Origin of the sequence: Methylocystis sp. Sn-Cys (assembly GCF_016745395.1) — a bacterium.
GTDB classification, from domain to species: Bacteria; Pseudomonadota; Alphaproteobacteria; order Rhizobiales; family Beijerinckiaceae; genus Methylocystis; species Methylocystis iwaonis.
In genome coordinates this window covers 89,549-115,806 of the sequence record NZ_JAERVJ010000003.1, presented here as the reverse complement: position 1 = coordinate 115,806, position 26,258 = coordinate 89,549, and the positions used below count along the sequence as shown (strand labels likewise).

At 63.0% G+C, this 26,258-nt stretch carries 18 protein-coding genes and 1 pseudogene; 15 read left to right on the top strand and 4 right to left on the bottom strand.

Going from position 1 to position 26,258, the window contains the following annotated elements; translation table 11 throughout:
- Positions 1-59: 59 nt before the first annotated feature.
- The 3 genes from JJT62_RS07665 to JJT62_RS07655 all read right to left on the bottom strand — a co-directional run bounded on the left by JJT62_RS07665 (position 60) and on the right by JJT62_RS07655 (position 2,197).
- Positions 60-779, bottom strand: coding sequence for a hypothetical protein (locus JJT62_RS07665; protein ID WP_202072130.1), 720 nt, complete (start codon positions 777-779; stop codon positions 60-62).
- A gap of 65 nt (positions 780-844) precedes the next feature.
- Positions 845-1,306, bottom strand: a complete 462-nt coding sequence (gene queF, locus JJT62_RS07660; protein WP_202072129.1) for a preQ(1) synthase — start codon at positions 1,304-1,306, stop codon at positions 845-847.
- Positions 1,307-1,441: 135 nt separating this feature from the next.
- Positions 1,442-2,197, bottom strand: a complete 756-nt coding sequence (locus tag JJT62_RS07655; protein WP_202072128.1) for a hypothetical protein — start codon at positions 2,195-2,197, stop codon at positions 1,442-1,444.
- A 267-nt stretch (positions 2,198-2,464) separates the two neighbouring features.
- Between JJT62_RS07655 and eno the strand changes: the two genes are divergently transcribed.
- The 11 genes from eno to JJT62_RS07600 all read left to right on the top strand — a co-directional run bounded on the left by eno (position 2,465) and on the right by JJT62_RS07600 (position 18,726).
- Positions 2,465-3,748 (top strand): phosphopyruvate hydratase, encoded by a 1,284-nt coding sequence (gene eno / locus JJT62_RS07650; RefSeq protein ID WP_202072127.1) that lies wholly within the window; start codon positions 2,465-2,467, stop codon positions 3,746-3,748.
- A gap of 273 nt (positions 3,749-4,021) precedes the next feature.
- A complete protein-coding gene (locus JJT62_RS07645; protein WP_202072457.1) occupies positions 4,022-6,733 on the top strand; it encodes a valine--tRNA ligase in 2,712 nt (903 codons plus the stop codon).
- A 298-nt stretch (positions 6,734-7,031) separates the two neighbouring features.
- A complete protein-coding gene (gene polA / locus JJT62_RS07640; RefSeq protein WP_202072126.1) occupies positions 7,032-10,037 on the top strand; it encodes a DNA polymerase I in 3,006 nt (1,001 codons plus the stop codon).
- A 114-nt stretch (positions 10,038-10,151) separates the two neighbouring features.
- Positions 10,152-11,204, top strand: a complete 1,053-nt coding sequence (gene rfbB / locus JJT62_RS07635; RefSeq protein ID WP_202072125.1) for a dTDP-glucose 4,6-dehydratase — start codon at positions 10,152-10,154, stop codon at positions 11,202-11,204.
- 43 nt (positions 11,205-11,247) lie between these two features.
- Complete coding sequence (rfbC, locus tag JJT62_RS07630; RefSeq protein WP_202072124.1) at positions 11,248-11,802, top strand: dTDP-4-dehydrorhamnose 3,5-epimerase; 555 nt, start codon at positions 11,248-11,250, stop codon at positions 11,800-11,802.
- Positions 11,803-11,844: 42 nt separating this feature from the next.
- On the top strand, positions 11,845-12,723 hold the full coding sequence (gene rfbA, locus JJT62_RS07625; protein ID WP_202072123.1) for a glucose-1-phosphate thymidylyltransferase RfbA: 879 nt from the start codon (positions 11,845-11,847) through the stop codon (positions 12,721-12,723).
- A gap of 117 nt (positions 12,724-12,840) precedes the next feature.
- Positions 12,841-13,128, top strand: coding sequence for a hypothetical protein (locus JJT62_RS07620; RefSeq protein ID WP_202072122.1), 288 nt, complete (start codon positions 12,841-12,843; stop codon positions 13,126-13,128).
- Positions 13,129-13,424: 296 nt separating this feature from the next.
- Positions 13,425-15,368 (top strand): PrkA family serine protein kinase, encoded by a 1,944-nt coding sequence (locus JJT62_RS07615; RefSeq protein WP_202072121.1) that lies wholly within the window; start codon positions 13,425-13,427, stop codon positions 15,366-15,368.
- 45 nt (positions 15,369-15,413) lie between these two features.
- Positions 15,414-16,706, top strand: coding sequence for a YeaH/YhbH family protein (locus JJT62_RS07610; RefSeq protein ID WP_202072120.1), 1,293 nt, complete (start codon positions 15,414-15,416; stop codon positions 16,704-16,706).
- Positions 16,703-18,220: a SpoVR family protein gene (locus JJT62_RS07605; protein ID WP_202072119.1), complete on the top strand. Its 1,518-nt coding sequence runs from the start codon at positions 16,703-16,705 to the stop codon at positions 18,218-18,220. Before JJT62_RS07610 ends, JJT62_RS07605 begins: the two co-directional genes overlap by 4 nt.
- Positions 18,221-18,243: 23 nt before the next feature.
- The gene (locus tag JJT62_RS07600; RefSeq protein ID WP_202072118.1) at positions 18,244-18,726 is read left to right on the top strand and encodes an MEKHLA domain-containing protein; all 483 of its coding nucleotides are present in this window, start codon (positions 18,244-18,246) and stop codon (positions 18,724-18,726) included.
- Positions 18,727-18,917: 191 nt separating this feature from the next.
- Here JJT62_RS07600 and JJT62_RS07595 read toward each other — a convergent pair whose 3' ends face one another.
- Positions 18,918-22,091 (bottom strand): PAS domain S-box protein, encoded by a 3,174-nt coding sequence (locus JJT62_RS07595; protein ID WP_202072117.1) that lies wholly within the window; start codon positions 22,089-22,091, stop codon positions 18,918-18,920.
- Positions 22,092-22,486: 395 nt separating this feature from the next.
- On the opposite strand from JJT62_RS07595, the pseudogene JJT62_RS19545 reads away from it, so the two are divergent.
- The 4 genes and pseudogenes from JJT62_RS19545 to JJT62_RS07580 all read left to right on the top strand — a co-directional run.
- A pseudogene (locus JJT62_RS19545) lies at positions 22,487-23,212 on the top strand (PAS domain S-box protein); the annotation flags it as partial.
- Between the two features lie 159 nt (positions 23,213-23,371).
- The gene (locus JJT62_RS19110) at positions 23,372-23,986 is read left to right on the top strand and encodes a sensor histidine kinase (protein WP_246744771.1); all 615 of its coding nucleotides are present in this window, start codon (positions 23,372-23,374) and stop codon (positions 23,984-23,986) included.
- Complete coding sequence (fixJ, locus tag JJT62_RS07585) at positions 23,983-24,609, top strand: response regulator FixJ (RefSeq protein ID WP_202072115.1); 627 nt, start codon at positions 23,983-23,985, stop codon at positions 24,607-24,609. Before JJT62_RS19110 ends, fixJ begins: the two co-directional genes overlap by 4 nt.
- A gap of 124 nt (positions 24,610-24,733) precedes the next feature.
- Positions 24,734-26,251 (top strand): FAD-dependent oxidoreductase, encoded by a 1,518-nt coding sequence (locus JJT62_RS07580; protein WP_202072114.1) that lies wholly within the window; start codon positions 24,734-24,736, stop codon positions 26,249-26,251.
- The last annotated feature ends 7 nt before the right edge of the window (positions 26,252-26,258 follow it).

Here is a 26,258-nt window from a genome sequence, read left to right as displayed (position 1 = left end):
TCCAAATTGCGCGAGCGGATGGCGCCGAACCAATCGAGCGGCGCCACGACGAGCGCGCCTTACCCTTCCGATAATTTCCGCGCCGCGCCATGCATGCGGCGATAGGTGCCGTCGAACACCGTGTCGGTCGTCGAAAGCCATTGCGAATCGGCGCCGAGCGTCTCGCGGCTTGCGTAGATGCGCCGCGACTGCAGCTCCCGCTCCGCCGCCTCCTCTTCGCTCATCGCAACCAGCTCGACGTCGCACTCAGCCGGGACCATGGTGAATTGCGCCATGGGCGCGCCCGGCCGGAAGATATGCGTCTGCCCCTCCGGCGGCGCTTTGAAGACGATGAAATAGAGCATCGGCCACCATTCGCGGATCAGCGCCGGCACGGCGATCGGCGCCGTTCCGGTGGTGTCCGTATAGAAGGCCGGATGCGTTTCGACCTTGATCGCATGGCCCGGCTCGGGCTTGAGATCGAGCAGGATCTGATAGGTGTAAAAAGACTCGCCGAAGTTCCGGAACGGCGGCCAGCTCCGGCCGGGCGAGGGCGGCGGGCCGAAGTCGCCCGCCATCGCCAGCTTGCCGCCCCGAGTCGTGACGTGAAGCTCGTTGTCATAGGGGTAGAAGACCTCCACCCCATATTTCGCGGCCTCGGTGAAGGGCACGCAGTGCCAGGCGTATTCATGCGAGCCGTCGGTCCGCCGCTCCGGCTCGCCCGCCCAGCCCGGAATTTCGAGCCTGGTGCGGCGCGGGCGCAAATCCTCGCCGCTCATCCGATATTTGATCTTTTGCATTTCGCGCCTCCGAGCGGTCGAACGCGTTCAAGCACTCTCAAAAAGCGGCAAATTCGGGAAGTGCGCTAACCGCGCCCGCGATAGGGCGGCACGCCCTGATCCGGCAGCCAGAGCCCCTCCGGCGGCGCGCCGGTCTGCCAGAAGACGTCGATGGGAATGCCCCCGCGCGGATACCAATAGCCGCCGATCCGCAGCCATTTCGGCGTCATCGCCGCAACGAGATCGCGCGCGATGCGCAGCGTGCAATCCTCGTGAAAGGCGCCGTGATTGCGGAAGCTTCCCAGATAGAGCTTTAAGGATTTCGACTCGACCAGCCACTCGCCCGGAACATAGTCGATCACGACATGGGCGAAGTCGGGCTGGCCGGTCACCGGGCAGAGCGAGGTGAACTCGGGCGCGGTGAAGCGCACGAGATAGGCCGCATCCTTGTGCGGATTGGGCACGAGGTCGAGCTCGGCCTCGTCCGGCGAAGCGGGCAGCGGCGCTTTCTCGCCGAGGAGAAGCGCGCCTTCATGAGTCTTGGTCATGGGCGTAAAGATAACGCCGCGCCGCGCCCGTCAAGCGCGCCATCCGTCATTGCGAGCGAAGCGACGCACTCCAGAGCCGCGACCACGCCCCTGGGTTGCTTCGTCGCTTCGCGCCTCGCAATGACGGGCGGGAGATCAGGGATCGCGGTCATCCGCGCATTCCCCCGTGCGCAGCGTGATCGGATGCGCCGTCATCCAGCCCGAAAGAAAGCGATTGCCGTCGCCCTTGAGCGCTGCCTGCATCTCGGCGCGGATGATCTCCAGCCATTTCTGACGCCGGTCCGGCGTGTTCATCTCGGCGGGCACGCCAAGATCGATGGCCTTGATCGCGAATTGGAACGGCATGGTGTGCCAGAAGGCGACCGCGCCGCCGCCCTGCATGGCGTCGACAGCCGACTCGGGCGTCTTTGCGAGCTTCTCCTGCTCGGCGAGCGGCACGGGGTCGCTCTTGCCATTGGCGGGCGCGGCGATGACGACGCCATTACGGTAGAACATATTCGTCACGGCGCCCTTGCGCTGGGCGGCGAGATTGCCGCCGACGACGAAAGTGGCGTTGGACTTCTCGACCGCGCATTTCGTCATGCGGTCGAAACAAGCCGCCACGCCGGACATATGGGCGGCGCAGCCGGTCTCGATCCATTTCGCCATTTTCTCGGGGCTGACGTCGAGGATATAGGCGACGTTGCCGCCATAGTCGCAGCGCTGCACCAGCGCCGCCGGCCAGCCCTGGAAATCCTCCGAGACAGGGGCGCAAGTTCCCGCGCGGACGGGAGATTTCTCGAAAATGGCCTTGACGGCGGCGACATGCTCCGCCGTCTGCGCCGCCGCGCCTTGCGCGCTGAAGAGCGCTACAGCCGCCGCTAAGGCGATTTTTCCTTTATCGAAAGCCATTCCCAATTCCTCCCAGCCTATTCTTTGCTTTTCGGGCGTTTCGAGGGCGCCCTATATTTGGTAAAACGCACGGTAACGGCGGCCCCGCGCCAGTCAACCGGCTCGGGAGCCCAGCGCAAAAACCCCGAATACGTCACCTGCCGCGTGACAGCGGGGCGCTTAATGTACGCTTGCCGCGTTAATCCGCCCAGCTAGGCTTCCCCGCGCCGCTTAATGGGGCTAAAAGGCGGCGGCTCGCTTCGCGGCGCATCGAAAAGAGGCCCATATATGACCGAAATCATCGACATCCACGCCCGTGAAATTCTCGACTCGCGCGGGAATCCGACCGTCGAGGTCGATGTGACGCTGGAGGATGGGTCTTCGGGCCGCGCCGCCGTGCCGTCCGGCGCCTCCACCGGCGCCCATGAGGCCGTGGAGAAGCGCGACGGCGACAAGTCGCGCTACCTCGGCAAGGGCGTGCTGCAGGCGGTCGATAATGTGAATGACGAGATCGCCGGCGCGCTCCTGGGCCTCGAGGCCGAGGATCAGGTCGCCCTCGACCAGACGATGATCAAGCTCGACGGCACGCCGAACAAGAGCCGCCTCGGCGCCAACGCCATTCTCGGCGTCTCGCTCGCCGTCGCCAAGGCCGCCGCGGAAGCCACCGCTTTGCCGCTCTACCGCTATATCGGCGGCACGCAGGCGCGCGTCCTGCCGACGCCCATGATGAACATCGTCAATGGCGGCGTCCACGCCGACAACCCCATCGACTTCCAGGAATTCATGATCATGCCGACGGGCGCGGACAGCGTGCGCGACGGCATCCGCTGGGGCGCGGAGATTTTCCACACGCTGAAGAGCGCGCTGAAGAAGGCCGGCCTCAGCACTTCGGTCGGCGACGAAGGCGGCTTCGCGCCGAACCTTCCCTCCGCCGAAGCGGCGCTCGACTTCATCATGAAGGCGATCGAGGACGCCGGCTTCAAGCCGGGCGTCGACGTCCATCTCGCCTCCGACTGCGCGGCGACCGAGTTCTTCAAGGACGGCAAATATGTCTATGAAGGCGAGGGCGTGACCCGCACCATCGACGAGCAGGTCGCCTATCTCGCCAAGCTCGCCAGCGCCTATCCGATCGTCTCCATCGAGGACGGCATGGCCGAGGACGATTGGGAAGGCTGGAAGAAGCTGACCGACGCGCTCGGCAAGAAAGTGCAGATCGTCGGCGACGATCTGTTCGTGACCAACGTCACCCGCCTGTCGCAGGGCATCAAGAGCGGGACGGCGAATTCGATCCTGGTGAAGGTCAATCAGATCGGCTCGCTCACCGAGACGATCGCCGCCGTCGATATGGCGCATCGCGCCGGCTACACCAGCGTGATGTCGCATCGCTCGGGCGAGACCGAGGATTCGACGATCGCCGATCTCGCCGTCGCGCTGAACTGCGGCCAGATCAAGACCGGCTCGCTCGCCCGTTCGGACCGGATCGCCAAATACAACCAGCTCATCCGCATCGAGGAGGAGCTGGGCGAGGCGGCGATCTACGCCGGCAAGAGCGCGCTCAAGCAGCTCGCCTGATCGCGAGCCGCGATCTCGGGGCTCCCCTCCCTCCCCTTTACGGGGAGGGTGGGCGCAGCGAGCCGGGTGGGGCCCGGCCTTGCTGTCCGCATCGTCATTGCGAGCGAAGCGAAGCAATCCAGAGCCCGCGTGACGCCGCTGGATTGCTTCGGAGCTTCGCTCCTCGCAATGACGGAGGGCCCACGCTTACCCCACCCGACCCCGCTTCGCGGAGCCACCCTCCCCGTAAAGGGGAGGGATTTTTGTAACAAACGCCCGGCTTACCCGATGACCATGGAAAAAACCTTCGATCCCCGCTCCATCGAGAGCCGCATCCGCGCCACCTGGGAAGACGCGCAGGCGTTCCGCGCCGGTCGTCCCGAGCGCGCGGACGCCGCCCCCTATTCCATCGTCATTCCGCCGCCCAACGTCACCGGCAGCCTGCATATGGGCCATGCGCTCAACAATACGCTGCAGGACATTCTCGTGCGCTATCACCGCATGAAGGGCCTCGACGTCCTGTGGCAGCCGGGCACGGATCACGCGGGCATCGCCACGCAAATGGTGGTCGAGCGCCAGCTCATGGAGCGCCAGGAGCCAGGCCGCCGCGAGATGGGCCGCGAGAAATTCCTCGAGCGCGTCTGGGAATGGAAGGCGGAATCGGGCGGCAAGATCGTCGAACAGTTGAAGCGCATCGGCGCCTCCTGCGACTGGTCGCGCGAGCGCTTCACGCTCGATGAAGGCCTGTCGCGCGCCGTCGCCAAAGTCTTCGTGCAGCTTTATCGCGATGGGCTGCTTTACAAGGACAAGCGCCTCGTCAATTGGGACCCGGTGCTGCACACCGCGATCTCTGACCTCGAAGTGCTGCAGCAGGAAGTGAAGGGCCATCTCTGGCGCTTCAAATATCCGGTCGTGGACGACGCCGGCAAAGAGACCGGCGACTATATCGTCGTCGCGACGACGCGCCCTGAGACCATGCTCGGCGACACGGCGGTGGCCGTGCATCCGGAGGACGAACGCTACAAGGCGCTCGTGGGCAAGAGGTTGCGCCTGCCGCTCGTCGGCCGCTTCATTCCCATCGTGGCGGACGAATATTCGGACCCTGAAAAGGGCACCGGCGCGGTGAAGATCACCCCGGCGCATGACTTCAACGACTTCGAAGTCGGCAAGCGGCACGGGCTGCGGCTCATCAATGTGCTCGACGCGCAGGCGCGCATGACGCTCGCCGCCAACGCCGAATTCCACGAAGGCGTCGCGCCCTCCGAAGAGCTTGTCACGACTGTCGCTGCGCTCGACGGCCATGATCGTTTCGATGCGCGCAAGCGCGTCGTGGAGATGATGGAAGAGCGCGGTCTTCTCGACGGCATTGACGACCACAAGCATATGGTCCCGCATGGCGACCGCTCCAACGCCGTGCTGGAGCCGCGCCTCACCGACCAATGGTATGTGGACGCGAAGACGCTCGCGCAGCCGGCGCTCGCCGCCGTGCGCGACGGCCGCACGAGCTTCGTGCCGAAGAATTGGGAAAAGACCTATTTCGATTGGCTGGAAAACATCCAGCCTTGGTGCGTGTCGCGCCAGCTTTGGTGGGGCCATCGCATCCCGGCGTGGTACGACGCCGACGGCAATGTCTATGTCGAGGAGAGCGAAGAAGCGGCCCATGCCGCCGCCCGCGCGCGCACCGGCGAGAATGTGACGCTGACGCGCGACGAGGACGTGCTCGACACTTGGTTCTCCTCCGCGCTCTGGCCTTTCTCGACGCTCGGCTGGCCGGATGAGACGCCGGAGCTTGCCCGCTTCTATCCGACGAATGTGCTCGTCACGGGCTTCGACATCATCTTCTTCTGGGTCGCCCGCATGATGATGATGGGCCTGCACTTCAAAAAGGAGATTCCCTTCCACGACGTCTACATCCACGCCCTCGTCCGCGACGAGAAGGGCGCGAAGATGTCGAAGTCGAAGGGCAATGTCATCGATCCGCTGCAACTCATCGACGAATATGGCGCGGACGCTTTGCGCTTCACGCTCGCCGCCATGGCGGCGCAGGGGCGCGACATCAAACTCTCGACGCAGCGCGTCGAAGGCTACCGCAATTTCGCGACCAAGCTCTGGAACGCCTCGCGCTTCGCCGAGATGAACGGCTGCGCGCGCGTAGCGGGCTATGATCCGCGCGCCAACAAAGTGACGCTCAACCGCTGGATCGTCACGGAAGCCGCGCGCACGGTGCGCGACGTTTCCGCCGCGATCGACGCCTATCGCTTCAACGACGCGGCGGGCGCGGCCTATCGCTTCGTCTGGAACGTCTTCTGCGACTGGTATGTAGAGCTCACGAAGCCCCTCCTCACCGGCCCCGACGGCGCCGAAAAGGACGAAACGCGAGCGACCACGGCCTTCGTTCTCGACCAGATTTACGCGCTGCTGCATCCCTTCATGCCTTTCATCACCGAGGCGCTGTGGGCGATTAAGGGCGCGGAGGGCCCCGCGCGCGACAGCCTGCTCGTTCTCGCGCAATGGCCGTCGCTCGAAGGTCTGGATGACGCCGAGGCCGAGAGCGAGATCGGCTGGGTGGTCGACCTCATCTCGGAAATCCGCTCGCTGCGCGCCGAGATGAATTTGAACGTCGAAACCGAGCTTCTGCTGATCGGCGCCGACGCCGGCCTTCAGACGCGCGCGACGCGCTGGGAGGAGACAATCCGCAAGCTCGCGCGCCAGTCGAAGATCGGCTTCGCCGAGGCGGCGCCGAAGTCGTCGGCGCAGATCATCGTGCGCGGGGGCGTCGTCGCCATCCCGCTCGAAGGCGTGATCGACCTCGGCGCCGAGAAGGCGCGTCTCGCCAAGGAAATCGGCAAGCTCGAAGGCGAGGTGAAGAAGCTCGACGCCAAGCTCGCCAATCCGGGCTTCCTCGCCAAGGCGGATGAGGATGTCATCGAGGAGCACAAGGAGCGCCGCGACGAGGCGCAGGCGCGCATCGAGAAGCTGACGGCGGCGATGGGGCGGCTGGGTTAAGAGCCCCCTCCCCAACCCTCCCCCGCTTCACGACGCTTCACGGGAGGGGGAGTTGATTATCGCCTTCATCAACCGCGCTGATCGTGAGCCGCCTCCCTCCCCCTTGCGGGGAGGGGTTAGGGGTGGGGGTCGACAATCTTCGTCGTTATCTCGGCTACCCCCACCCTACCCTCCCCGCAAGGGGGAGGGATGGATCGTGGCCTTCATCACGCGCTACACCGTCATTGCGAGCGCAGCGAAGCAATCCAGAGCTGCAATGACGGAAGACGCCAGCGAAAGTCGGCGCTAAAATGCGCCCATGACACTCACGCACAAGCCCGTCGGCCCAGGCTCTCACGTCTTCCTCGTCGACGGCTCCTCCTTCGTCTTTCGCGCTTATTTCCAGTCGATCCGGCAGGATGCGAAATACAACTATCGCTCCGACCGGCTGCCGACCGGCGCCGTGCGGCTCTTCTGCACCAAGCTCCTGCAATTCGTGCGCGAGGGCGCGGCGGGCGCGACGCCGACCCATCTCGCCATCATTTTCGACAAGAGCGAGAACAGCTTCCGCAAGGAAATCTATCCCGAATACAAGGCGCATCGCAGCGAGCCGCCGGAAGACCTCGTCCCGCAATTTCCCCTGATGCGCGCGGCCGTGCGCGCCTTCGGCCTCACGCCGATCGAGCAGGACGTCTACGAGGCCGACGACCTCATCGCCACTTACGCCGCACAGGCCCGTGAGAAGGGCGCGGATGTGCTCATCGTCTCGGCAGACAAAGACCTTATGCAGCTCATCGGGCCGGGCGTGACCATGTACGACCCGGCCTCGGGAACCGCCGGCGCAAAGGGCTCCCGCGAAGAGCGGCTCATCAATGAGGCGGAGGTCTTCGACTATTTCGGCGTGACCCCGGACAAGGTGGTCGACGTGCAGGCGCTCGCCGGCGATTCGACGGACAATGTGCCGGGCGCCAAGGGCATCGGCATCAAGACCGCCGCCCAGCTCATCAATGAATATGGCGATCTCGACTCGCTGCTGGAGAAAGCGCCGGGCATCAAGCAGCCCAAGCGCCGCGAGGCGCTGACGGACCCGGAAGCGGTCGCGCTCATCCGCCTCTCCAAAAAGCTCGTCGAGCTCGTGCGCGACGCGCCGGTGGAAACGAAGCTCGACGATCTCGGCCTGCATCAGCCCGATCCGAAAAAGCTCGTCGCCTTCCTGCAGGCGATGGAGTTCACGACGATCACGCGTCGGGTGGGCGAACTTTATGGGGTCGACATCCACGAGATCGAGCCCGACCCACATTACCTCGGCCCCGCGGGCTGGCGCGCCCGCAATGGCGAGGTCGATCACGCCGCGGCGCCTACGGCGCCAAAGCCGAAGGAGCCGCGTGCGCCCGCGGCCGAGAAGGCGACGGAAGGCTTCTCGCCCGCGACGCTCGTCGGCGCCCGCAAAGCGGCGGCGCTCGCCGAGAAGATCGACCGCTCGACCTATGAGACGGTCATGTCCGTCGAACGGCTCGAGCAATGGGTCGCCGACGCCTTCGAGGCGGGGATCGTCGCACTCGACACGGAGACGACATCGCTCGATCCGCTGAGCTGCGATCTTGTCGGCGTGTCGCTGGTGCTCGGGCCGGGCCGCGCCTGCTATATTCCGCTTCAGCACCGCGAAGGCGGAAATGGCGATCTCTTTGGCGGCGCCGATCTCGTCGCCGGTCAGATACCGCTCCAAACCGCGATCGAAAAACTCAAGCCGCTCTTTGAGGACGACGCCGTCCTCAAAGTCGCGCAGAATATGAAATATGATCTGCTCGTGCTCTCGCGCTACGGCATCGACGTCGCGCCGATGGACGACACGATGCTGATCTCCTATGCGCTGGATACGGGCCGCAATAATCACGGCCTCGACGAGCTTGCGCAAAAACATCTCGGACATGAGAACATCACTTTCGCGCAGGTCGCGGGCTCGGGCCGCAGTTTCATTGGCTTTGCGCGCGTCGCGCTCGATAAAGCGACGGAATATGCGGCCGAGGACGCCGATGTCTCGCTGCGCCTGTGGCGTGCGCTGAAGCCGCGCCTCGCCGCCGAAGGAAAGACCGCCGTCTATGAGACGCTGGAGCGCCCCATGGTGACGACGCTGGCGCATATGGAGCGGCGCGGAATCACCATCGACCGCCATATGCTCTCGCGCCTCTCGGGCGAGTTCGCGCAGGACATGGCGCGGCTGGAGGCCGATATTTTCGATCTTGCCGGCGAGAGCTTCAATCTCGGCTCGCCCAAGCAACTGGGCGACATTCTCTTCGGCAAGATGGGCCTGCCCGGCGCCAAAAAGACCGCGACCGGCGCTTGGTCGACCTCCGCCAGCGTGCTCGAGGATCTCGCGGCGGAAGGCAATGAATTCTGCCGCCGCATTCTCGATTGGCGCCAGCTTTCGAAGCTCAAAAGCACTTACGCCGACGCGCTGCCCGGCTTCGTGAACAAGGAAACCGGCCGCGTCCATACCTGCTATTCGCTCGCGGCGACGACGACGGGGCGGCTTTCGTCGTCTGAACCCAATCTGCAAAACATTCCCGTGCGCAACGAGGCTGGCCGCAAGATCCGCAAGGCCTTCGTCGCGCCGCCGGGGCGTGTGCTGATCTCGGCGGATTACTCGCAGATCGAGCTGAGGCTGCTCGCGCATATCGCCGATATTCCGCAACTCAAGAAGGCCTTCGCCGACGGCGTCGACATTCACGCCATGACCGCTTCGGAAATGTTCGGCGTGCCGGTGAAGGATATGCCGCCGGAAGTGCGCCGGCGCGCCAAGGCGATCAATTTCGGCATTATCTACGGCATCTCGGCCTTCGGCCTGGCCAACCAGCTCTCCATTCCGCGCGAGGAGGCGGGGGCCTATATCAAGCGCTATTTCGAGCGCTTCCCCGGCATTCGCGACTATATGGACGCGACCAAAAAGACCGTGCGCGAGAAAATGTGCGTGACGACGATTTTCGGCCGCGCGCTGCATTTCCCGCGCATCGCCTCGGCCAATGCGTCCGACCGCGCCTTTTACGAGCGCGCTGCGATCAACGCGCCGATTCAGGGCGCCGCCGCCGACATCATCCGCCGCGCCATGGTGCGCATGGACGCCGCGCTTGTCGAAGCGGACCTTTCCGCGCAGATGCTCCTGCAAGTGCACGACGAACTCGTCTTCGAGGCGCCGGAAGCGGAAGCCGAGGCGACAATCGCCCTCGCCCGCCGCGTGATGGAGGAGGCGCCCCTGCCCGCCGTGGAACTCACAGTGCCACTACAGGTCGACGCTCGCGCGGCCAAGAACTGGGACGAAGCGCATTAGCGCCCACCCTTGATTAAAGCGCTCGATCCTTTAAGGGGATCGGGGGCTTCGTTGTCTTGGGCGGATTTCAATATCTCCGAAATCCAGCTTAGCGATTGCAGGCAGGGGCGTTGAATGCGCGTGCTCATCACCGGCGGAGCCGGCTTCATTGGCTCGGCGGTCGCAAGACGATTCATTTCGCAGACATCCGACGAGATTCTCGTTTTCGACAAATTGACCTATGCGGGGAATCTCGATTCCCTGGCGCCAATTGCGGATGATCCAAGATATTCGTTCCGCCACGCGGATATTTGCGACCGCGCCCAAGTTGCGCAGTCGTTGGCGGAATTTCAACCGGATGTCGTGATGCATCTCGCCGCCGAGAGCCATGTCGACCGCTCTATCGACGGTCCCGCGGCCTTCATCGAGACGAATGTCGTCGGCACATTCACAATGCTCGCCGCGGCGCTGGATTATTGGCGCAGTCTCCCCAAGGAGAAATCTGCGGCTTTTCGCTTCATGCATATTTCAACGGACGAAGTATTCGGCGCCCTGGGCAAGGAAGGTTTTTTCCGGGAGGATACGCCCTACGCGCCAAATTCGCCTTATTCGGCGTCGAAAGCGGGCTCCGATCACCTTGTCCGCGCTTGGCGCGAGACTTATGGCCTGCCGACAATCGTCACCAACTGCTCCAATAATTATGGCCCCTATCATTTCCCTGAAAAACTCATTCCACTGACCATCCTCAACGCAATCGAGGGAAAGCCGCTTCCTGTCTATGGACGCGGAGAAAATATCCGCGACTGGCTCTTCGTCGAGGACCACGCCGCGGCGCTGATGCTGGTCGCGCGCAAAGGCGCCGTCGGCGAGTCGTACAACGTCGGCGGACGCAATGAGCGAACCAACATCGAGGTGGTCAACGCCATCTGCGACATTCTCGACGAGCTGCGGCCGAGCGGCAATGGCTCCTACCGCAATCTTATCACATTCGTGACGGATCGTCCCGGACACGACCTTCGCTACGCCATCGACTGCTCGAAGATCGAGCGCGAGCTTGGGTGGCGTCCGACCGAGACGTTCGAGACCGGCCTACGCAAAACCGTGCAGTGGTATCTGGACAATCCATCCTGGTGGCAGGCGATACGCTCCGGCAAATATCGGGGCGAGCGGCTCGGCCTCACAGCTTAGCGGAACGCCCATCTTCCCGTCTTTCAGACCAATCGAGAGAGCGATGCAATTTCAGGTCACCGACATTCCCGCCGTCATCATCGTCACGCCGAAAAAGCATGGCGACGCGCGCGGCTTCTTCTCTGAAGTTTACAAGCAATCGGAGTGGGAAAAAGCCGGTCTGAACTACGCCTTCGTTCAGGACAACCACTCCTTCTCCGCCCCTGTTGGCACGCTGCGCGGCTTGCATTTCCAGACGCCGCCTTTCGCGCAAGACAAGCTGATCCGCGTCACGCGCGGCCGCATCCTCGATGTCGCGGTGGACATCCGCCGCTCATCCCCGACCTTCGGCAAGCATGTCGCCGTCGAACTCTCCGCGGAAAATTGGCGACAGCTTTTCGTGCCGGTCGGATTCGCCCATGGCTTTGTCACATTGGAGCCGGATACCGAGGTGCAATACAAGGTCACGGCGCTCTATTCGGCTGCGAATGATCGCGGTCTCGCCTATGATGATCCGGATCTCGGCATAGAGTGGCCATTGCCGCCGGGCGGCGCCCTTCTTTCCGAAAAAGATAAGCAATGGCCGCGTCTGCGCGATCTTACGGACGCTTTCGAGTAAGTGGCTAGTTTTCGGCCGGTTCCAACAATTTTGAGGGGCGCCATGCGCGGAATCGTTCTTGCCGGGGGCTCCGGCACCAGACTCCATCCCATGACGCTGGCGGCGTCGAAGCAATTGCTGCCTGTCTACGACAAGCCGATGGTCTATTATCCGCTCTCGGTGCTCATGCTCGCTGGCGCGCGCGACATATTGGTGATTTCGACGCCGGAGGATCTTCCTGCGTTCAAGCGCCTGCTTGGCTCGGGCGCACAATGGGGCGTCGCTTTATCTTACGCCGAGCAGCCGCGTCCGGAGGGGCTCGCTCAGGCCTATACGATTGGCGCGCCCTTCGTGGAGGGACATAATTCCGCGCTCGTCCTCGGCGACAATATTTTTTATGGCCACGGCCTGACGAATACGCTCGCCGCCGCGGCGGCGCGCAAGGACGGCGCGACGGTCTTCGCCTATCATGTGAAGGACCCCGAGCGCTATGGCGTGGTCGAGTTCGGGCCCGACAAGAAAGCCGCGTCGCTCGAGGAAAAGCCCGCGACGCCGAAATCCAACTGGGCGGTGACCGGGCTTTATTTTTACGACCGACGCGCGCCGGAATATGCCGCCTCGCTGAAACCCTCGGCGCGCGGGGAATTGGAGATCACCGATCTCAACCGCGTCTATCTCGACGCCGGCGCGCTGAATGTGGAGCGACTGGGCCGCGGCTTCGCCTGGCTGGATACCGGCACGCCCGCCTCCCTGCTCGAAGCTGCGCAATATGTGCAGGCGGTCGAACAACGGCAGGGCCAACGGATCGCCTGCCTGGAGGAGATCGCCTTCCAAAACGGCTGGATCGGCGCGCAGGAGATGCGCGAAGCCGCCGCGCGCCTCTTAAAGAGCGGCTACGGCGCCTATCTTCTCCAGGTTCTCAAGGAAGCGGAAGACCGGTAGGACTGAGACCGGATTCCCGCCATCGTAATGGCGTAAACGTCGGTTTTTTAGGGGCTACGCTGAAGGCGCCGCCTCGCCGGAGGCGAATCGTCCAACGATCCTAAAAAAGGTCTTCCAATGCAAAACATCGCTCTCCGCCCCCCGGCCAAGAAGGCTTTTCTCGTCGCCGCCGTCCTGATGGGGGCCCTGCCGCTCTATGGCTGCTATACCCCCGGCGAACGCGCGCTCGGCGGCGGTCTCATCGGCGGTCTGGGCGGCGCGGGCATTGGCGCGCTGGCCTCGGGCGGCATGGCTGGTCCGACGCTCGCCGGCGCGGCCATCGGCGCGGCCGGCGGCGCGCTCGTCGGCGCGGCCACGGCGCCCCAGCCGCGGCGTTATTACCGCCGTCCGCGCTACTACTACTGAGCCACTTCGCGGCCCGGCTCGAGCGCCGGGCCGCAGTCAAACGATCTTGCAGAGCTTTTGGGAGCCTTAAACCTAGGCGAAAGGCGCGCGCGGGCCACGGGCGGCGCTGCCCAAACAGTCACATAGCCTCATTCGACAACGATAGACCCATCCCGCCCAACCGCCGGGCGCTGCGCCAAGAGACTGGCGCCCTCATGTCTTATCGCTCTGTCTCATATTGAAATCAGCGCCAGCTTGCTCAGGTACCTTCTGTTGGAACGCGCATCATCCCGCGTCCATGCTCAGGGGGCCCATCTATGGCGAACACCGACGTCTTCGCAGATTTCGTTCACTTCTATAGAGAACGTCAGGCGGCAGAGATGTCGCTCGAGTCCTATCTCCAGCTTTGCCGGGGCAATCCAAAGACCTACGCGAGCGCCGCCGAGCGTATCCTGGCCGCCATCGGCGAGCCCGAGCTCGTCGATACGTCGAGAGACCCGCGTCTCGGCCGGATTTTCATGAACCGCACCATTCGGGTCTATCCGGCCTTCGCCGAATTCTACGGCATGGAAGAGACGATCGAACGCATCGTCAGCTTCTTCCGCCATGCGGCGCAGGGGCTGGAGGAGCGCAAGCAAATCCTCTATCTGCTCGGGCCCGTCGGCGGCGGCAAGTCGTCGCTCGCCGAGCGCCTCAAGGCGCTGATGGAAGCCAACCCGATCTATGTGCTGAAGGCGGGCTCCGAGCTCAGCCCGGTCTTCGAGAGCCCGCTGTCGCTTTTCGATCCCGCCGAAGCCGGCCCCCTCCTCGAAGAGCGTTACGGCATCCCGCGGCGGCGCCTCGGCTCGATCATGAGCCCCTGGTGCCTGAAGCGGCTCGATGAATTCAATGGCGACATCACGCGCTTCACCGTCGCCAAGCTCGCGCCCTCGCGCCTGCGCCAGATCGCAATCGCCAAGACAGAGCCAGGGGACGAGAATAATCAGGACATCTCCTCGCTTGTCGGCAAGGTGGATATTCGCAAGCTCGAGGCGCATGCGCAGGCCGATCCGGACGCCTATAATTATTCCGGCGGCCTGAACCGCGCCAATCAGGGCCTTCTCGAATTCGTCGAGATGTTCAAGGCGCCCATCAAGATGCTGCACCCCCTGCTCACCGCGACGCAGGAGGGCAATTACATCGGCACGGAGAACATCGGCGCGATCCCGTTCTCGGGCATCGTCCTCGCCCATTCGAACGAGGCCGAGTGGCAAAGCTTCAAATCCAACCGCAACAATGAAGCCTTCATCGACCGCATCTACGTCATCAAAGTGCCCTATTGCCTGCGCGTGACCGAGGAGCAGCGCATCTATGAGAAGCTGCTGCGCGAATCCGAGCTGGCGAACGCCGCCTGCGCGCCCAACACGCTGGAGATGCTGGCGCGCTTCATCGTGCTGTCGCGCCTGAGCCCGCACGAGAACTCCAACCTCTTCTCGAAGATGCGCGTCTATGACGGCGAGAGCCTGCGCGAGGTGGACCCGCGCGCGCGCAGCATTCTGGAATATCGGGAAGCGGCGGGCGTCGACGAAGGCATGACCGGGCTTTCGACGCGCTTCGCCTTCAAGGTGCTCGCGGCGACCTTCAACCACGATACTGTCGAGGTTGCGGCTGATCCCGTTCATCTCATGTATGTGCTGGAGCAGGCGCTGCGGCGCGAACAGCTTCCCGCCGAGACGGAGAAGCGGTATATTGAGTTCATTAAAGGCGAACTTGCACCGCGCTACGCGGAATTTATCGGCAAGGAAATTCAAAAAGCATATCTCGAATCTTATCAGGACTATGGCCAGAATCTTTTCGACCGCTACATCGATTATGCAGACGCTTGGATTGAGGACCTGGATTTCAAGGATCCCGACACCGGACAGATGCTCGACCGCGAGCTGTTGAATCAGGAACTAACAAAAATCGAAAAGCCGGCCGGCATCGCCAATCCCAAGGACTTCCGCAACGAGGTGGTCAAATTCGCGCTGCGCTGGCGCGCCTCGAACAAGGGGCGCAACCCGTCCTGGGCGAGTTACGAAAAGATCCGCGACGTGATCGAAAAGAGAATGTTCTCCCAAGTGGAAGACCTTTTGCCGGTCATCAGTTTCGGAACGAAGAAAGACAACGAAACAGAAAGCAAGCATACAGAGTTTGTTAGCCGCATGGTCGCTCGCGGCTACACCGAGCGGCAGGTGCGGCGCCTGGTGGAATGGTACATGCGCGTGAAGCAGGCAGGCTGATAGGGTTTTGCCGGCGACGCGCTTGCAAGGATCGTGAAGGAAGAGATGCGCATCGTCGATCGCCGGCTCAATCCAGGGGGCAAAAGCTTCTCGAACCGTCAGCGTTTTCTTCGCCGTGTCCGAGACACAGTCGAGCGCGCGGTTCGTGAAGCCAGCCGCGAACGCGCAATCGAAGATCTGGAAAACGCGCAGGAAGTGACCGTGCCGGCGGACGGCGCGCGCGAGCCGATGTTCCGGCATACGCGCGGCGAACGCCGCGACTATATCCTGCCGGGAAACCGCGAATATATCGAAGGCGACCTCATCGACCGGCCGACAGGCGAAGGCGGCGGCGGGGGCTCGGAGCCGGGGCGCGGCAACGGCCAGGAGGACGCCTTCAGATTCGTGCTCACGCGCGAGGAATTCCTCAGCATCTTTCTCGACGATCTGGAGCTGCCGGATTTCGCCAAGCGCGGTCTTGTCGACGCGCAGAAGCTCGGCTCGCGCCGCGCCGGCTATTCGACGAGCGGCACGCCGGCCAATCTCGCGCTTGGCCGCACCATGCGAATGTCGCTCGCGAGGCGCATCGCCATGGGTCGGCCGCCGCGCGCGACGGTCGAACAGCTCGAAGAGGAGATTGCCGGGGCAAAGGAAAGCGACTCGCTCGACGTCATGGACGAAAGATTGCGCGCCGTGCGCGCGCGGCGGATGCGCATTCCCTTTTTGGACCCCGTCGATCTACGCTACCGCCATTTCGAGCGCTTTCCCAAGCCGGTGGCGCAGGCGGTGATGTTCTGCCTCATGGACGTCTCCGGCTCGATGACGGAGCATATGAAGGATCTCGCCAAGCGCTTCTTCATGCTGCTGCATGTGTTTCTCACGCGCCGCTATGAGCGGGTCGAGATCGTCTTCATCAGACATACCGACGAAGCACAGGAGGTCGACGAGGAGACATTCTTCCGGTCGACCGAGACCGGCGGCACGATTGTGTCGTCGGCGCTCGCGGAGATGGACCGCATCATCACCGACCGTTTCGATCCGGCCAATTGGAACATCTACGGCGCGCAGGCGTCGGACGGCGACAATATGATGAGCGACAATCAGCGCACGCGTGAGCTGCTGCAGGACAAGATTCTGCCGCTCTGCCAATATTTCGCCTATCTCGAAGTCGCGAACTCGCATGAGGGCTCTCCCCTCTCCTATGTGGGCGGCAGCTCGCTGTGGAACGCCTATGCGCCGCTCGCGACGAGCGAGCGCAATTTCCAGATGCGCCGCGTCTCGCGCCGCGAACATATCTACCCCGTGTTTCGCGAGCTGTTCCAACGCCGCGAAGGCGCGCGCGCGGAGCCCGCCACATGAGCGATGCGCTTCTCTTCACAGGCAAGGACTGGAGCTTCGAGACGCTCCAGCACATTCACGACGCCGTCGAAGTCGTCGGCAAGGGCGAGCTCGGCCTCGATACTTTCCCCAATCAGATCGAGGTGATCACGGCCGAGCAAATGCTCGACGCCTATTCATCGACCGGCATGCCGCTGCTCTACCGGCATTGGTCGTTCGGCAAGCGCTTCGCTCAATATGAAGGGGTTTATCGCGCCGGCCTGCAAGGGCTCGCCTATGAGATCGTCATCAACGCCAATCCTTGCATCAGTTATGTGATGGAGGAAAACAGCGCCACCATGCAGGCGCTGGTGATCGCTCACGCCGCCTTCGGCCACAATCACTTCTTCAAAAACAACTACCAGTTCCGCCAATGGACGGACGCCTCCGGCATTCTCGATTATCTCGCCTACGCCAAGAACTATATTGCAGCCTGCGAAGAGCGCTATGGCGAGCTGGAAGTCGAGCGGCTCCTCGACTCCGCCCATGCGCTTGCGCCGCAAGGCGTCGATCGCTATCCGCGCAAGCGGCCGATTAGTCTTTCAGACGAAGAAAGGCGCGACCGCGACCGCCGCGAGGAGCACGAGCGGTTGTACGACGATCTCTGGCGCACCGTGCCGCGCGGCGCCGAGAAGACAAAAAAGAGCATCGACCACCAACGCGCGCTCTTGCGTCTCCCGCAGGAGAACGTCCTTTATTTCCTCGAAAAGACCGCTCCCAGGCTGCAACCCTGGCAGCGCGAGGTGCTGCGCATCGTGCGCCTCATCGCTCAATATTTCTATCCGCAGCAACAAACCAAGGTCATGAACGAAGGCTGCGCGACCTATTGCCATTACCGCATCATGAACCGGCTGCACGAGAAGGGGCAGATCAGCGACGGCAGCTTCCTCGAATTCATCCATTCCCACAGCAACGCCATTCGACAGCCGACGGCGCATGATCCCTCCTATAGTGGGGTCAATCCTTACGCGCTCGGCTTCGACATGATGTGCGATATTGCGCGCATCGTGCGCGAGCCCACCGAAGAGGATCGGCTGTGGTTCCCCGAGATTGCCGGTCGCAAGGATGAGATGGCGGTGCTCAAGGAGGTCTGGGCCAATTACCGCGACGACAGCTTCATCGCGCAATTCCTCAGCCCGCATTTGATGCGCAAATGGCGGCTGTTCCACATCGTCGACGAGGAAGACGCGCCGAAGCTCAAAGTGGAAAAGATTCACAATGAGCGCGGCTATCACGATCTGAGGCGCGGCCTCGCCGCCGAATATGAGGTCGGCCGGCACGCGCCGGATATTCAGGTCGTCGACGTCGATCTCGCGGGCTCCCGCAAGCTCGTGCTGCATCACCGCGTGTTTTCCGGCAAGCTGCTCGACGTCGTCGACGCCGCGCTGGTCCTGCGCCATCTCACTTTGCTCTGGGGCTATGACGTTCTGCTCGAAGAGGTCGACGCGACGACGAATGAAGTGCTAAAGGCGCATCTGGCGTCGCCCGACCAGTAAGGCGCGCGCCCTCACGAGGGAAAATGTCGACCTTTCGCGCTGAACTTCCGCCCGGGCTCTGGGAGCGCTGGATTTCGCATTCGGCTGATCTGCTCAATTCCTATCACAAGGCCACGGGCCGCGATCTCATGCCACGCGGCGGCGACGCCCACGCGGAGGCCGAGCGCCTGCTCGCCGCGCCTTTCGTCGTCGTCTCGCACGGGACCGAGGACGACCCTATCCTCAACTACGGCAATCGCGTCGCGCTGGCGCTGTGGGAGATGACCCCAGCGCAACTGATCGCGACGCCATCGCGTCTGACCGCAGAAGCGCCGCTCAGGGAAGCGCGCGAGCAGTTTTTGGCGCAAGCCGCGCGCGACGGCTTTGTGCACGGCTATGAGGGCGTGCGCATCAGCGCGACCGGCCGCCGCTTCCATATCGCCAACGCCACGATTTGGAACGTGACGGACAACGCCGGCCATCCCGCCGGGCAGGCGGCGACTTTCGCGCGATGGACTTTTCTGTGAGAGATTGACCCTCGGGAATCGTCATTGCGAGCGGAGCGAAGCAATCCAGGGCCGCCGTGGCTGCCCTGGATTGCTTCGTCGCTTTGCGCCTCGCAATGACGAAAATACGCAGCTCGCCGAGTGTCATTCCCGCGAAAGCGGGAATCCAGAGCAGCAACGCAACGCGCGGGAGTTTCCTTCGCTCGGGCTCATCACAGAGACCCCAGCAAGTCCTGCAGCGCGTCGAGCCCCGCGGGCTTGGTGAGCTGGCGGTCGAAGCCTGCTTCCCTGGCGCGGTCCCGTATCTGGTCCTGCCCCCATCCCGTCAGCGCGACAAGCGTGATGCGGGCGCTATTCGGCAGCGCGCGAATACGTCGCGCCGTCTCATATCCGTCCATGCCGGGCATGCCGAGATCGAGGAAGACCAGCTCGGGCTCGAACGCCTTCACAGCCTCCACGCCGTCCGGGCCGCTGTAGGCGACGCGCACGTCGGCGCCGAATGTCTCCAGAAACATCACGAGGCTGTCTGCGACGTCGTGGTCGTCGTCGATGACAAGGATGCGCCTTGCGCCGCTCGCTTCAACTCCGGTCGTCGCCGGCATAGGGGCCTCCGAACTTTGATTTGTGCCGATGGGCAGACGCACGAGGAAGACGCTGCCGCGGCCCAGGCCGTCGCTATGCGCCTCCACGGTTCCCCCATGCAATCGCAGCAGGCTTTTCACCAGGGCGAGCCCGATCCCGAGACCGCCTTGCGCGCGGCCCAGAGAGCGATCGACCTGCGTGAAGAGATCGAAAACGCGCGGCAGCATTTCCGGCGGTATGCCGACGCCGCTGTCGCGCACGGCGATCGCCGCCTCCCTGCCGCGACGCTCGGCGACAAGCTCGATGATCCCGCCCTGCTCCGTGTATTTCGCCGCATTGTTGAGGAGGTTGGTGAAGACCTGCGCGAGGCGCACCGGATCGGCGTCGAGCTCCATAGGTTCGCTGGGCAGCTCGACCTTCAGCTCGTGGCCGCCGGCGTCGATCATCGGCTGCGCCGTCTCGATCGCATGCCGTAAGACCTCGCCGAGATCGATGCGGCGCTTCTTGAGTTCGATCTTGCCGCGCGTGATGCGCGACACCTCGAGCAGATCGTCGACGAGGCGAATAAGGTGCTCGACCTGCCGGTCCACCATCGAGAGCAGGGTGAGATCGCGTTTTCCCTTCGTCGTCTCCCCCACGTCGTGGCGTAGAATATGGACGGCGTTGCGAATGGGCGCCAGCGGATTGCGCAGCTCATGCGCAAGGGTGGCGAGGAATTCATCCTTCCGTCGATCTGCGGCTTTGAGGGCATCCTCTGCGCGCTTACGCGCCGTTATGTCACGGCTCACCGTCGCGAGGCCGATCCGCGCGCCGGCCTCATCTCTCAGAACGAAGACGTTATAAAGCATCCACAAGGCTTCGCCGGTCTTGAAGTGGCGGAAGCGGATTTCGACATTGGCGTGGTCGTCGCGCATCAGGCACGCGTGAAACTCGTTGAACACGAAGGCGCGATCTTCGGGAAAGAAGTAATCCTGAATGGGCGTGTGCGGCGCCTTCTCTCTCTCCAAGCCAACCAGTCTCGCGCCCGCGGGGTTGATGTAGAGCGGCTCGAATTCGAGGCTGCAAATGCCGATGAATTCCATGCTCTGTTCGGCAAGCGACACGAACTTTTGACGCTCCGCCTCGGCGCGCTTTCGTTCCGTCACGTCCTGAGCGGTGCCGACCATGCGGATCGGTCGACCATTCTCGAAAAACACGGCGCCTGTCGTCGCGATCCAACGCTCCGCCTGGTCGGGTCTCGCCAGACGATATTCGAGAGAGAGACTCCCGCCGCTTTCGGGATCGAGCGAGCGCTCCACCGCGTCCTGCACGCGTTCGCGATCAGCGGCGTGAACGCCCTGCAGGAACAGGGCGTAGCTCACCGCAGCGCCAGCGGGCAAATTCCATTTCTTGCGCAGCCAATCGTCCCAGATCAGCTCGTCGCTTTCGATGCGCCATTCATAGATGCCGATGTTGCCCGAACTCAAAGCGAGCTGCAGGCGGAATTCACTTTCGCGCAACGCCTCCTGCGCGCGGGCGCGTTCGCAAGCGGCCCAGACGCGCTCTCCGACTTCCTGAATCAAGGCGATCTCGAAAGGCGTCCATGCGCGCGGCGCGCCATGCTGCGCGCAGAGGGCGCCGACCCATTGCCCCTGCTTCGTGAGCACGGCGCAGAGCAATGCGGCGACGCCTGTCGATCGCAGGCGCTCCTTCTCTGAGGCGCTGAGACGTTCGTCCCTTGAAATATCCTCAGTGGCGAAAGCCTCTCCGCTCTGAAACGCCGCAAGCGCCGCCTCGCCCAGTGACGCGATCGGCGTCCTGCCGGCGCAGGGCCCCGCACCCGCCGAACTGCGAATGACGAGCTCCTCGCCTTCTATATCCGCGTAGAAAACCCGCTCGACTCGCAGATACTCGGCGAGAAGCCTGCAACCCGTCTCCTGGATTTTTCGAGGGTCGGCGATCTGGCGCAACGCGTCCGCGCATTTCAGCAGGAAGGCCTGGCGCTCCTCGCCTTTGCGGAGCGCGCCTTCGACCTGTTTTTGGAGGCTGATGTCCTGAACCACGGTCACGGCGCTCGGCTTCTCCTTGCCCGGCGTCCGTATCGAGGTCGCCGTGACCCGCGCCCAAAAATGCGTGCCGTCCTTGCGCAGGCAGCGCTTCTCGGCGTCATATGCGGCGGTTTCGCCGCGTTTCATCCGAGTGAGCCGTTCCCAATGCCCCGCGCGGTCGTCAGGATAGGTGAAGTCGCCGAAGGGCCGTCCGACAAGCTCGGATATGTCATAACCGAGCATATTGGCCAAGGTTTCATTGACGCGCAGCAACCGGCCTGTTTCGAGATCGCCTTGCGCCATCCCAACGCCGGCGCGCTCGAACATCGCGCGGAACTGCGCCTCGCTGTCGCGCACAGCGGCGTCGCAGGCCAGTGAAGCGGCGTGTCTGCTTCGTGTAAGGATCGCCCCGCCCTCGGTCAGCGGCGAGTGTTTCGCTTCGACGACGAAAGCTTGCCCCTCCTCCCCCGAGCCGTCGAGATATTCGATCGTGATCTCGCCGGCGGCTCCGCCGGCGATGGCCTCCAATCCGTCGAGCAATCTGCGGCCGTCCGAGCCTTGTGGAGAAGCGCCGAAAGCCTCGAAGAGATTGCAGCCGATCTGCACCGGAGCGCCAAGGAGGGTGGGCGTCGCATTGCGAGCCCATTTTTCGTTTATCGCAACGATAACGCCCGATCGATCGACGGCCAGGCATTCCTGAGGCAGCAGGTCGAGAAAGGGGACGAGAACGGCTTCAATTGCCACGCCCTTATCGACAGCGTTTTTCTGGAATATCAAATCGAGAGCTCCGGCTTGCCGCATCCGTGCCTTCTTAAATTCATAGCGCTTCAATTGCCTAACCGAGATTTAAAGAAAAGCGCCACCTAAACTTTCGGATATTGCAGGATCAATGCGCCCATCTAAGTGTTTTTCCTTAGTTTGGGGAACTAGCAGCGTAGTGTAAAACCGTCGGCGTTACGCAGAAATTTCGAGGTGGCGCCTGTCAGGACCGCATCCGACCGCCCCACCATGCAAGCCTCTTTTTGCGCGACAACACCCGGGATAGAGTGCCACCGTTCGTCGAATATAACGGTTTCCAAGCAAAACCCTTGCGCTTATCGAGAGGTTTTCACCATGCGGTCGGGCACACTCTGCTGTTTGCAACGCGCAGCGCCGGCGCGCCTCTTTCTCCGATGAGCACGCGCGGCCGTCACTTTTTTCAGCGGCTCACGAAAGACGGGCGAAGCGTCGCCTCGGCTTTTACCCAGCCCTTGCCGGTCCGGCTGCTGATCGCCACGCTCGCGGTGGCGATTGCGACAGCGCTGCGACTCGCGATTCAGCCGATCCTCGGAGAGGCCGTTCCCTATGCAACCTATTACTTGGCGGTAGAAGCCTCGGCTTTGCTGGGCGGATGGATTGTCGGCCTTCTCGCAATGCTCGCGAGCGCATTCCTGGCCCATCTCTTGTTTGCGCCCATCGCTTCCGATCGCGCGCAAATGGGACTCGCGCTTTTCCTGGCGAGCTGCGCGTCCCTCTGCCTCCTCACCGGGGTTTTTCGTTGCATATTCAAAGATAAGGGGGTCGCGTTTGCCGCTGTTGCGCCGCTCGCGTGGCAGACGGAGCCCCGGCCGCGTGCGAGGGCGATCGACGCGGCGCAAGACGGCGTTCTGATAATGGATGGCGAAGGCCGTATCCTTTCGGCGAACCGCGCGGGCGCAGCGATGTTCGCCTATCCCGCAGATGAGATAATCGGCGCGACGGCGCAGACCCTCTTCGATTTGCCCGCTGGCCTCAAATCTCCTTTGATTGGACGCGCCCCTGGCCTTAGCATGACGGAGCGAACCACAATCAAAGGCCGACGCAAGAACGGCGCGCGTTTTCCAGCCGAGTTCACGCTCGAAGAAATGGATTTCGACGGCAACAGGCTTTTTGTCGCCATTGTAACGGACGTGACGGATCGCAGAAACATGGAGCGAGAGGTCGACGCGCAGCACGCCAGCCGCCTGGACGCCATCGGCGCTCTCGCGGCGGCGCTCGCGCATGAGATCAACCAGCCGCTCGCCGCAAGCGCCACCTATATGCGCGTCGCGCGGCGTCTTCTGCAAAAATCGGAGCTAGATTGCAGCAATGTTCTAGCTGTTCTCGACAAGGCGACGGCGCAGACGCTGCGGGCCGGGCGTATCGTTTTGAATTTGAAAGACCTCGTGCGTCGCGAGGAACCGGATAAGACATTGCTGAGCATGCACGCGCTTATCTCCGCGGCGCGCGAGGCGTTCCTGTCGGACGGCGCGCCAGCCGGATTCGTCATCGACCTCTCCTGCGCCGCCAAAAAAGACCGGATTTTGGCCGATCGGGCGCAGCTCGGGCAGGTGTTCGCCAGCTTGATGCACAACGCCAATGAAGCCATGCAACTGAACGAAATTGCTCAACTCCTGATTGCGACCAGCAATCCAGATGATAAGACCATTCGTGTGGATGTCGCCGACAGAGGTTGCGGGCTGCCGGACTCCTCGGAAGAAGGCTGTTTCGATTTGTTTACGACGACCAAAGTGAGGGGAATGGGCGTGGGGCTGTCTATTTCGAAATCGATCATCGAGGCCCACGATGGGCGCATATGGGCAATGCCGAACGCCGGCGGCGGAGCCGTCTTCAGCTTCACATTGCCTTTGCAAGACTCGGGTCTCGATTCATGAATAGTCACAAGGTCGTTCACGTCATCGACGACGACGCCGCCGTGCGCGACGCCGTCGGGCTTCTGCTGAGCACGGAAGGCTATAAGGTCCACGCCTATCCTTCTGCGCCGGCCTTTCTCAAGACGGCCGCCGCCCAGGGCGAGGGCTGTGTCGTCACCGACGTTCGCATGCCGGAGATGAATGGCATCGAGCTTATCGCCAAGATGAAGGAAGAGAAGATTTCGATTCCGGTCATCGTCCTGACCGCACATGCGGATGTGCCCTTGGCGGTCGAGGCGATGAAGCTCGGAGCCGTGGATCTCCTTGAAAAGCCTTTCGAGGATGAAGCCCTGCTCGCGGCCGTCGACGCCGCGCTGGAACGCCGCAACGCCGAGGAATCGCGTTCGCGCGAGTCGATCGCCATCAAGAACCGGCTCGCGACCCTCACCCGGCGCGAAAACGAAATTCTGGCCGGTCTGCTGAAAGGGCTTTCGAACAAGGTGATCGCCCATGATCTCGGCATCAGCATCCGCACCGCCGAGGTCCACCGCGCCAATATCATGGCCAAGATGCGCGCCGGCAATCTAGCGGAGCTCGTCAAGATGGCGCTCGCAGCCGAACCGCCTAAGGCCGACTCCGAATAAGCAAGGCTCGCTTTCCCTCCGCTCGTCAGTCAGCGCGTCACCCCCCGGAACATTCGTTCCCGCTTTCCGGTTCCTTCTCCGCCCCCGCCGGCGCGCAAGCGCGGCCAAGCTGGAGGAGCGCGAGATGAATGTCAGCTCCGAACGCAGCAAATCGATCTGGGAAGGCGTTGGCGCGACCGCCGCGCGCTTGCAGGGCGAGATAAAAGCCGAAGTGGCGGTGGTCGGCTCCGGCATCGCGGGCATGTCGGTCGCTTATGAGCTTGCCAAAGCGGGTAAAAACGTCGCCGTGATCGATCGCGGCTCCATCGGCGGCGGCATGACGGCGCGAACCACGGCGCATCTTTCGTCCTATAGCGACGATGGCTTCCGCACGCTCATCGACACCTGCGGCCTCGACGCCGCCAAGGGCTGGCAGGAGAGCCAGGCCGCCGCGATTTCCCGTATCGAAGCCGTCCAGTCCGAGCTCGGCGCGGCCTGCGACTTCCGCCGCCTGGACGCCTTCCTGTTTCTCGCGCCTGAAACCGACCCGAGCATCATCGACTCGGAGCTTGTGGCGAGCGCACAGGTCGGCATGATCGCGCTGCGGCAAGAGGGCGTTCCTTTCACTGGCCTGGAAGCGACCCCAGCGCTGCGCTTTCCCGACCAGGCGACCTTTCACCCGACGAAATATCTCGCCGCGCTCGCGCAAGCGATCTCTCGAAGCGGGGGCCGCTTCTATTCCGAGAGCCCGGTTGCCTCTGTGGAGGAAAATGAAAATGGCGTCGTCCTGACGACGCTCGACGGCGCCCGCCTGATCGCCGATGTCGCGGTCGTCGCCACCAATGCGCCGATCAACGACCGATTGGCGATCAGCGCCAAACAGGCGCCGTATCGCACCTATGTCGTCGCTTTCGAAATTCCCCGCGCCAGCCTCCCGGACGCGCTCTACTGGGACACGCTCGATCCCTATCATTATGTAAGGCTTCAACCGGGCGACGGCGCCTTCGACATTCTCATCGTCGGCGGAGAAGACCATAAGACCGGCGAGAGCAATGACGGAGACGCGCGCATCCGATCGCTGACAACCTGGACGCGGGGCCTTGTTCCCCAGCTCGGTCGCGAGAAGGCGCGTTGGTCGGGGCAGGTTATGGAGCCGATGGATTACATGGGCTTCATCGGGCGCTCGCCGGGGGCCAAGCGCGTCTATGTCGCAACCGGCGACTCCGGCCAGGGCATGACCCATGGCGCCGTCGCGGGCCTGTTGATTTCCGATCTCATCCTGCGCGGCGAAAGCCCCTGGCAGAGCGTCTATGATCCCTCGCGCAAGCCGATGAAAGCGGCCGGAGAGTTCATCAAAGAAAATGTGTCGGCGGCCAAGCATTTCGTCGACTATCTGAAAGGCGGCGAAGTCGCTTCGACCCAAGAGATCGCGCCGGGCCATGGCGCGATCGTGCGGAACGGCCTCGAAAAGGTCGCCGCTTATCGCGAAGCGGACGGAACGCTTTACCTGCGCTCGGCCTCCTGCACGCATGTGGGTTGCCATGTCCATTGGAACGACTTCGAGAAGTGCTGGGATTGCCCCTGCCACGGCTCTCAATTCGCGCCGGATGGCGAAGCGCTCAACGCGCCGGCTTTCTCGCCGCTGCGCAAAATCGAGAGCTGACGCCGGA

Excerpts from the sequence above, each read along its gene's own strand:
- JJT62_RS07655 (WP_202072128.1), bottom strand. The coding sequence starts at position 2,197 with ATGGCTTTCGATAAAGGAAAAATCGCCTTAGCGGCGGCTGTAGCGCTC.
- polA (WP_202072126.1), top strand. The coding sequence starts at position 7,032 with ATGACACTCACGCACAAGCCCGTCGGCCCAGGCTCTCACGTCTTCCTC.
- queF (WP_202072129.1), bottom strand. The coding sequence starts at position 1,306 with ATGACCAAGACTCATGAAGGCGCGCTTCTCCTCGGCGAGAAAGCGCCG.
- JJT62_RS07615 (WP_202072121.1), top strand. The coding sequence starts at position 13,425 with ATGGCGAACACCGACGTCTTCGCAGATTTCGTTCACTTCTATAGAGAA.
- fixJ (WP_202072115.1), top strand. The coding sequence starts at position 23,983 with ATGAATAGTCACAAGGTCGTTCACGTCATCGACGACGACGCCGCCGTG.
- JJT62_RS07610 (WP_202072120.1), top strand. The coding sequence starts at position 15,414 with ATGCGCATCGTCGATCGCCGGCTCAATCCAGGGGGCAAAAGCTTCTCG.
- rfbB (WP_202072125.1), top strand. The coding sequence starts at position 10,152 with ATGCGCGTGCTCATCACCGGCGGAGCCGGCTTCATTGGCTCGGCGGTC.
- JJT62_RS07580 (WP_202072114.1), top strand. The coding sequence starts at position 24,734 with ATGAATGTCAGCTCCGAACGCAGCAAATCGATCTGGGAAGGCGTTGGC.
- JJT62_RS19110 (WP_246744771.1), top strand. The coding sequence starts at position 23,372 with ATGCGCGTCGCGCGGCGTCTTCTGCAAAAATCGGAGCTAGATTGCAGC.
- rfbC (WP_202072124.1), top strand. The coding sequence starts at position 11,248 with ATGCAATTTCAGGTCACCGACATTCCCGCCGTCATCATCGTCACGCCG.
- JJT62_RS07620 (WP_202072122.1), top strand. The coding sequence starts at position 12,841 with ATGCAAAACATCGCTCTCCGCCCCCCGGCCAAGAAGGCTTTTCTCGTC.
- JJT62_RS07600 (WP_202072118.1), top strand. The coding sequence starts at position 18,244 with ATGTCGACCTTTCGCGCTGAACTTCCGCCCGGGCTCTGGGAGCGCTGG.
- JJT62_RS07645 (WP_202072457.1), top strand. The coding sequence starts at position 4,022 with ATGGAAAAAACCTTCGATCCCCGCTCCATCGAGAGCCGCATCCGCGCC.
- JJT62_RS07605 (WP_202072119.1), top strand. The coding sequence starts at position 16,703 with ATGAGCGATGCGCTTCTCTTCACAGGCAAGGACTGGAGCTTCGAGACG.
- eno (WP_202072127.1), top strand. The coding sequence starts at position 2,465 with ATGACCGAAATCATCGACATCCACGCCCGTGAAATTCTCGACTCGCGC.
- rfbA (WP_202072123.1), top strand. The coding sequence starts at position 11,845 with ATGCGCGGAATCGTTCTTGCCGGGGGCTCCGGCACCAGACTCCATCCC.
- JJT62_RS07665 (WP_202072130.1), bottom strand. The coding sequence starts at position 779 with ATGCAAAAGATCAAATATCGGATGAGCGGCGAGGATTTGCGCCCGCGC.